This is a genomic window from Coprococcus intestinalis, from assembly GCF_023656595.1.
Lineage (GTDB): Bacteria > Bacillota > Clostridia > Lachnospirales > Lachnospiraceae > Coprococcus_A > Coprococcus_A intestinihominis.
Genome location: NZ_JAMOKJ010000023.1, coordinates 40,533 through 49,206, shown reverse-complemented (window position 1 = coordinate 49,206; position 8,674 = coordinate 40,533). Strand labels below are relative to the sequence as shown.

General features: G+C 43.8%; 7 protein-coding genes. All 7 read right to left on the bottom strand.

The features are described 5' to 3' along the window. Positions 1 to 238: 238 nt before the first annotated feature. On the bottom strand, positions 239 to 769 hold the full coding sequence (locus NBH03_RS14250) for an NUDIX hydrolase (RefSeq protein WP_215690393.1): 531 nt from the start codon (positions 767 to 769) through the stop codon (positions 239 to 241). A 49-nt stretch (positions 770 to 818) separates the two neighbouring features. Then, positions 819 to 1,127 (bottom strand): ATP-binding cassette domain-containing protein, encoded by a 309-nt coding sequence (locus NBH03_RS14245; RefSeq protein WP_250799963.1) that lies wholly within the window; start codon positions 1,125 to 1,127, stop codon positions 819 to 821. A 122-nt stretch (positions 1,128 to 1,249) separates the two neighbouring features. Beyond that, complete coding sequence (locus NBH03_RS14240) at positions 1,250 to 2,530, bottom strand: L-cysteine desulfidase family protein (protein WP_250799962.1); 1,281 nt, start codon at positions 2,528 to 2,530, stop codon at positions 1,250 to 1,252. A gap of 179 nt (positions 2,531 to 2,709) precedes the next feature. Further along, complete coding sequence (locus tag NBH03_RS14235) at positions 2,710 to 3,144, bottom strand: hypothetical protein (RefSeq protein WP_015514894.1); 435 nt, start codon at positions 3,142 to 3,144, stop codon at positions 2,710 to 2,712. 97 nt (positions 3,145 to 3,241) lie between these two features. Beyond that, a complete protein-coding gene (locus NBH03_RS14230; protein ID WP_117540551.1) occupies positions 3,242 to 3,991 on the bottom strand; it encodes a YoaK family protein in 750 nt (249 codons plus the stop codon). 251 nt (positions 3,992 to 4,242) lie between these two features. Next, complete coding sequence (locus NBH03_RS14225) at positions 4,243 to 5,022, bottom strand: MBL fold metallo-hydrolase (RefSeq protein ID WP_250799961.1); 780 nt, start codon at positions 5,020 to 5,022, stop codon at positions 4,243 to 4,245. 101 nt (positions 5,023 to 5,123) lie between these two features. After that, positions 5,124 to 8,645, bottom strand: a complete 3,522-nt coding sequence (locus NBH03_RS14220) for an ABC transporter ATP-binding protein/permease (protein ID WP_250799960.1) — start codon at positions 8,643 to 8,645, stop codon at positions 5,124 to 5,126. Positions 8,646 to 8,674: the final 29 nt, after the last annotated feature.

Sequence of the window (8,674 nt, the reverse complement as noted above, 5' to 3'; positions counted from 1 at the left end):
TTTAACTCCGTTTTCAGGGATTTCATATATCTAAGTCATTATTTTTCTATTTTGTATAGAATTTAACCCTGCAAAGTAGAATTTACTTCTGCAAAGTAGAAGTTACTTTTGCAACTCACCTATGTCTATGATTTATCCTGCCCATCTTATACATTGTCGAATTCCAGTACATCGTTTCGTAAATAACTATACCAATCGCGTAGGATGCGAATGGTGTAGTTATTTCGAAAACGATGTACTAGCTTCTGTAAGTATCCAGAAATTCCTGATACATACTCTGTCCTTCAGCCTTCTGTCTGTGATAAATACCATTCAGTGAATAGGACACCAGTTCATCTCCCACATACTCCAGCCGCAGTGAAAAGAATGGTGCATCATGCTGCATCAGCCAGAAAAAGATCTTATCTCCCTCCCAGACTTTCAGATTAAATACTTCTTTCTTGTCCAGCCACTCCAGATTGCCTTCATTGCACTCAATCATCTCACCTTCCCAGTCATCCGCTGTATAAAGGTGCATAAATTCTGTCTCATAACGGTCTGTCACAAAAGTGATGATGCCCCGGAACTTCCATGACGTCAAAGTCAGTCCGGTTTCTTCACGTACTTCCCGAAACAGACAATCCTCCGGACTTTCCTTGTCCTCAAACTTGCCGCCAACACCGATCCACTTATCCTTGTTGATATCATGCTCTTTTTTGACACGATGCAACATCAGATACTGATCACCCTTTTCTATATAACATAATGTTGTTAAAAGCATACGTTTCATAATTTATATCCATTCCCTTCAGTCATTCATAAACCTTATCATACACCTGTTAAACCAAAAAGTGTACTTCCAAAAGAAAGAAAAGAACGCTTTCTTTCATATTCATACCAACCTTCTTCAGCAACTCTACGATCTGTTCATCAATATCGCTTTTTGATGCGTTGGTATAAAGGGACATCGGTTCACGGATAATCTCCTCCACATTGTGATGCGGATCCAGAGCTGAATACGGATCCTGGAAAATAATCTGCATGCGCTTATGATAAGGCTGCAGTTTGGCGCCTTCAAGCTTTGTGATATCTTCGCCGTCAAAAATAATCTGTCCGCCTGTCGGCTTTTCCCTCCTTATCCATTGCATTTAATTCTTCTCCCGTAAATACGCACATGGCACGCTGTGTCCTGGTATACTGACGATACGCCGGCATCTCGGATTCGCACTTCTATTTTAGCCATTTCCTACTATTTCGATCAGCTTTTATTTTAATCAACCTTAACCTGATCGATCATAATGTTCAGGATCTGCTTGTCTGTATCTTTCATACCGACACGGCCGATATAGCCCATACTCTTGATAGTACCTTCCACATCCTTCTGAACAATGCCTTCCCCAGGCTGGAACCAGTGATGCTTTCTTCCGAGAAAATGCCCAAGGATCGCCGCATCTACCGCAGATGCGATCTTTGCCGCACAGGAAGATTTCGCTCCATCACAGACAATACCGCCGACATTACCAATCGTATTCACAATCGTTGCGGAAATGTCCTCATAACTGCCGCCGTAAAGATAAGTGATGGCGGCACCGCTTCCGCATGCTGCACTGACAGCGCCGCAGTATGCGGACAGGCTGCCTATATACTTCTTCTGATGGATTGCCACCAGATTGCTCACAACCAACGCACGATACAGCTGTTCTTCTGTACAGAATAAAGACTTGGCAAATTCAATAACCGGCAAAGACACCGTCATTCCCTGATTGCCGCTGCCGGAATTAATAACGACAGGCAGGGAACAGCCGCCCATTCGTGCATCGGAACCGGCTGCTGCTCTCGCCTTCGCACGAATCTTCACATCATCTCCATATACCTGCAGAAGTGTACGGCCGATCTGTGCACCGTAAGGATGCATCAGCCCTTCATCCGCAATGGCCGAGTTCATATCGATCTGTCTCTTTAATACGGCTCTGACATCATCGATATCCACTGTATTGGCAAACTCAAGAATATCTTTCACATTTAATAAAGACTTATCCACATAATTGCTGGATTCTTCACTGACTGCCACTTCAAAAAGAATCGCATCATCCTTTACAATCTTCGTAATATATGTATGGCGGTTAATAATGGTTACCTCCGCATAGTGACTGCCTTTACACACTTTAGCCACAATATAAAGATTCGCCACATCCTCCTGCAGTGTGCATGTACAATATCCTGCCGCCGCCAGTTCTCTTGTCTTCTCCACGTCCTCAGGCTTCACGGACTCCAGCACTTCCAGCTCTCTGGATGCATCGCCACCTACGATACCAAGAATCGCTGCCACATCAATACCTTTCTGCCCGTCAGAATTCGGTACCGTCACACCCTTGACATTCTTGATAATATTGCCGCTGCATCGCATTTCCACATGATCCGGAAATTCTCCCAGAATTTCTCTGGCCTTGGCTGCGGCATAGGCAATGGCAATGGGTTCCGTACATCCCAATGCCGGCACCAGTTCATTCTCCAGTATCTTCACGTAATTGTCATATAATTTCTTATCCAAAATCATTTTCTCCCCATTTGCATTCATATTATTAATATATAACATTACTGTTTTAAATAATCAATAGTCCAATCATATCTTTCTCAACAATATCCCGGCAGACACAAAAAAGCCGTTTCTCACAAGGAGTTCTCTCCCCGGAAACAGCTTTTTGTCTCTTCATTTGTCTGATAAAGGCCCTATCTGCCCATCTGCAGCAACAGCAGCTGGTAACCGACACCAAGTCCGATACAGCCAAGAACAGCCGTCAATGTATACATCCACTGAACCTTTCTGTCATCATTATCATCCAGAATAATACCCATCTCATCGCTGTCCTTATCCTGCACATAATGCTTAATATTCACTTCTGTGCCCTTCGGATACTTCGCACGCATCTCTTCACGGGTATCATAAGTCTTTCTTGTGTAACAATACAGACGCTTTCCGGCCTTCTGTTCACGATACATCAGACGATAACACCAGACAAGATCACAATTCTTGCCTTCCTTCGGATGAACATAACCATCTACAACTGCCTTTGTCTTCTTGCCGCGAATGTAAGGTGCCCAAAAAGTGTAGCAAATTACGCAGACAATGATCAAAAGCAGAAAATTCGATGTATTGAATATCATAGAAAACATTTCCTCTTCCCCTTTCCAAAAATCGACATAACTGTATTATATCGTTTGATAAGTAGACCGTCAACGGATAACGACATTTTTTGACACTTTACTTTGGCAATTCTTTCGGTAATTCCTCTTCCAGAAGAACGGCTTCTTCTGCTTCTTCCGTTGCCTCTGCTGCCAACTCTGCAGGTGTCTCATCCTCAACAGGACTTTCACCGACAGCAATCAGGATTCTCGCAAGTACAAGAGGAATAAATGCCACATATGCCCCCCGCACATTCAATATATACACGGACCATGCACCCAGACATGCCCCACCAAAAAACGACAATACAGTAAATGAATAGATAATCCCCTTCCTAAGGAATTCCTTATCCTTTGTCAGTATGTACTGCGTCCATCCGAGAAGCGCCTGCTTATAGTTATTCGTTGTAAAAATAGAGGCGCTGTTAAATCCGCCTGCCGCAGAGTATACACCCCACTGAAAGGAAGCACAGAAGAAAATCGGATAAAGGCCCACCAACACCGGATCCAGCGGGAGCAGTGACGCCAGTGTTAATCCTGCTGCATCTACCCACAAGGCCAGCTTTCGCATGTTCAATTTCGTATAATTAGTCAAAAGATAAGCGGATACCACACCGAAACCGAAAATGATGAATGCAATCAATCGAAGCAGCACCTTCGACCATTCCATCGAAATCAGATCTGCCGCCATTTCCATAATGTTGCCTGTCTGTGCCGAGCCGAAGTTGCCGGCATGCAGCAGAACTGCATAAGTTCCCATGAAACCGCCCACCAAAGTCAGCAGCCAGTGCATCAAAACTTCCCATTGGTTGTCTGTTAATTTTCTCATTTATTGAAATGCCTTTCTTATTGCATGCTGCGAAACTCTATTGTGTACGGAACATCACAACTTCTGAAATTTCACAATGAATGCTTTTGATTACTAAAAATAATAAAATACCGCTAATTATTTTAAGACAACACTATCCATTTTTCAAGGGGGAAGAATGACTATTTTTGCTCTTATTCAAAAAACTGCTTCAAACTAAGCCTGTCCTGACTTAATTTGAAGCAGTTCATTCAATTCTTAACGTCTGTCACTTATACCTCTATCACAGTTCCCGTCATCAGCGGATGAATTTCCCGCAATTCCCGTGTCAGGATTTCCAGCGCCTTATCGCCGGTACAATGTCCGGTGTAATAAACAGCATCCGGAAGATTCGCTGCCAAATCCATGATAACCGGTTCAGGCAGACATTCGCCTGTTCTAGGACTGTAGAGGTGGAAACCGCCAATCACAATATCCGGTGCTGCCGGACATTGTCTGATAATATTCAGCACACCTTTATGACCGCAGCCCATAAGAAGCACATTCTTCCTGCCCTGAATAAGCAGATGCTGTTCATGCACAAAGTCATCTCTTGTCTTATCTTCTTTCAGCAAATTTTTGTTTGTATCATAAATTTCACCTGTCACATGGCTGTAAATCTGCAGTTCATCATCAATCACATAACTGCCATCCAACAGTTTCACCTGCGGGTGTGTCTTCAATGCCTGATTCAGACCGATATATTCCGGCCCGGTCTTTTTAGCTGTATAATGATCATTAAATGCCTTCTCCTGCAAATAAATCACAGCATGGTCATTGATCGCCAGAAAAGCATCCAGCCCGCCGCCATGGTCATTGTGCCCGTGGGAAATAACAACCGTATCCACCTGAGATAAATCTATCCCCAATGCTTTGGCATTCTTAATAAATAAATCTGTTGTTCCCACATCAAATAGCAGCTTGTGCTTCTCTGTTTCCGCATAAATACTGAGTCCATGCTCTGCCCCAAGCTCACATTTTGTCGTATCCTCCACCAATGTAACAAATTTCATGATCAATACCCCCATTCATTGCTTACTTATATTCTATCATACTTTGCTCAAAATGTCATATGCCATTTATTTTTCAAAGTAATTTTCTTTTGCCAACTACCCTATTCTGTTCGCAGTGCTGTTACCGGGTCGCTCTTTGAAGCTTTATTGGCAGGAATCAGGCCGCCCAAAAGTGTCAGAACAACGCTCAATGCAATTAAGATAAAGGCTGCGCCAATCGGAAGTGCCGCATTCACATCCGTATTACCGGATACAGTGTGAATAATATAGTTCATCGGGAAGATAGCAATAATCGTCAGACCGATACCGATCAGGCCCGCCAACAGGCCGATAATAAAGGTCTCTGCATTAAACACAGCACCCACATTTCCTTTGCTGGCACCAATGGCACGAAGAATACCAATCTCTTTCCTTCGTTCCAGTACACTGATATAGGTAATAACACCAATCATGATGGAGGATACAACAAGCGAAATGGCCACAAATGCAATCAGGACATAGGAAATCATATTCACAATGGATGTAACTGAAGACATCATCATCCCTACCATATCTGTATAGGAAATCACTTTGTCCTCCTGACCGCTGTTCTTCATGTCATCGTTGTAATCCTCAATAATCTGGTCTACCACCTGTTTACTGTCGAAATCAATCGGATAAATGGAAATCGTCTGCGGATCATTCTCATCAGCATATCCCATTTTATTCAGATTACTTTCATAAGAAACCGTGCCGGTTGTCATAAGGGATGTCATCAACTCCTGTAGATCATCCTCCGACATATTCACCTGAATTGCCTTTGCAAAGGCATCCGGATCAATGGAAAAAATATCCTGCATATTACCCATGAGGGATGTCATGGCATTTCCCATGGATTTCTGAAGATTTGTACCAACCTGCTCCATGACTTTTCCCATAGCACTGCTGATCTGACTGGTCAGTTCATTGGTAAAACCACCCATGACACTGGCCATCTTATTCTGGAGATTTGCCTGCAGCGTCTTTGTATCCACAATCTTTTCCGCATACTGTAAGAGCAGCTTCTGTCCGGCATCGGAAGAAATATACTTCAGAAAAGCTGCCTGAATCTTATCAGGCTGTGCCAGATTATTGGCTTTTGCATACTCACCGTATCCATTGGCCAGATCAGTAAGAATTTCTTTTATCTGATCATCCGTAATTGTGACTCCGGACAATTTATCCTTGATTCCCGCAAGTTCCTCCGACAGAATACGGCTCACAGCGTCTGTTTCCAGATAAGCTCTGAAATTCGTGTTAAAATCATCCGGATTCTCCTGTTTTAAGGCAAATTCCTGATAATCTTCCATCACACGGCCAACAAAATCCTTCAGCATATCTTCTGTGATCACGCCTTCCAGCTGCGGCTGCAAAATATCCTTCAATTTCTGCGATAAATACTGAACAGCTTCATCCGAGGTCAGATACTGTTTCAGGCCAGCTGTCAATCCGGTAATATCTGTTGCCGGATCATCCCCCACAGAATCCTGATAGCCCTTCAATAATGCATTGAAAAGCTCAGTCAGGGTATCCTGCGTCAGATTCACGGATACACCTTTCATAATATCCTGAATATCATTAGTCGAGAAAGACGGCATTGCAGCGGATAACGCATTAGCATCAATCAGATCACTCATATCCACATCACTGAAGTCCATATCCGAAAATGACGAAGCATCCATATTCATCCTGGAGGTATCCACCTTAAAAGCATCTTTGAAGGCTTCCTCATTGATTTTGAACAGGTCTTCCATATTCAATCCATCTTCGTCATCCGGGTCATCAAAAGATTTACCGTTAAAGACATTGGTCTTCTGATCTTTCAGCTGATCCTTCACAATATCACTCTGGGCTGCTTCCTGGATCACATGCTCCAGAAGAGACGCAGGATAGCCGACACCTGCTGTCAATGTGGTAATATCCTGTCCTTCCTTTGGCTGAACAACGCCGACAACCTTCAGATCCTCACCATTTTTCACCAAATCTTTGACATATTTATCATTATCCGACTTATCTTTCCACACAGAGAATTCATCGTCATAAACATAATAATCACTGGCATTAACCAGTTTCAGGGTCACCCCGAGAAAATCCTCATAATCATAGGTTTCCGGATCCTCATTGACTTCCACTGCTTTATCATCGGAAACTGCCTCAAGAATCTTGTCCAGTTCCTCCCCGGATTTCAGTCCCAGTGAATACAGCGTCATATCATAAATCTGTCCATCCTGGGTCAGAATAACCACACACTCATGATCATTCTCCGGCCAATGGCCGGCCTTCACATCATACTGATCCTTGTAAAGGGCATCATTGGCCGGCAGCGCATGAAACTGTTCAAAGCCGCTGCTGCCCATCATGGCCAGCATCATGGATGATGAACCGGACAGAGAAGTCAGCGTCTGATCCGGGCAAACCTGACGCACTTTGCCGTTATCTTCCTGCAGATAAATCTGCGGCGTAATGCCAAAATCATACTCAATCGCCTTTGTCTGATTCTTAATATCGGACTTTCCGCTTTCAAAATAGGTTTTCAAAGACTTCAGATCGTTATACTCTGTTCCGGATACAAGCTGTGTCAGGATCTGCATTTCCTTAACTTTGTTATCCGTGCTGGTCGGTTTCTTGGACGGCGTCATCATATCCGCACTCAATGACATCATATTCGTTGTGGTCTTTGTAATCTGCAATGGATATTCCGACATGGTCTTTTCCTCCATGTCTTCAATGTATTTATTCACTCCATGGGACAGGGACAAAATCATGGCAATACCGATAATACCGATAGATCCGGCAAAAGATACCAAGATCGTCCTGGCCTTCTTAGTCTTCAGATTATTAAAACTCAGTGACAATGCCGTCAGGAAAGACATCGATGACTTACCCATATTCTTATGCACCGGCACCGGTACTTCATCCTCCGGAATCTCATATGGATCTGAATCCTCCAGAAGCTTTCCATCCTTCACCTTGACGATTCGTGTCGCATACTGATAAGCCAGCTCCGGATTATGGGTAACCATGACAACCAGTCGGTCCTTGGCCACTTCTTTCAGCAGATCCATTACCTGAATACTTGTCTCACTGTCCAGGGCACCTGTCGGTTCATCCGCCAGAAGAATATCCGGATTATTCACCAGGGCACGGGCCAGAGATACACGCTGCATCTGACCGCCGGACATCTGATTCGGTTTCTTATGGATCTGATTCCCCAAACCTACTTCTTCCAGCGCCTTAATGGCACGCTCCCGACGTTCCTTTCCTGAAATACCGGAAATCGTCAGGGCCAGTTCCACATTCGCCAATACTGTCTGATGCGGAATCAGATTATAACTCTGAAACACAAAACCAACGGTATGGTTTCGATAAGAATCCCAGTCTCTGTCCTTATATTTCTTCGTAGAAATACCGTTAATGATCAAATCACCGCTGTCATACCGGTCCAGACCACCAATAATATTCAGCAGCGTCGTTTTGCCTGAACCACTGGGTCCCAGAATGGCCACAAACTCATTGTCTCTGAGATTCAGGCTCACATCATCCAGCGCCCGCTGAACAAGGTTGCCTGTCTTGTATGTCTTGCTTATATTTTTAATTTGCAGCATAGTCTCTCCTTAAACAAAGCATAAACTGA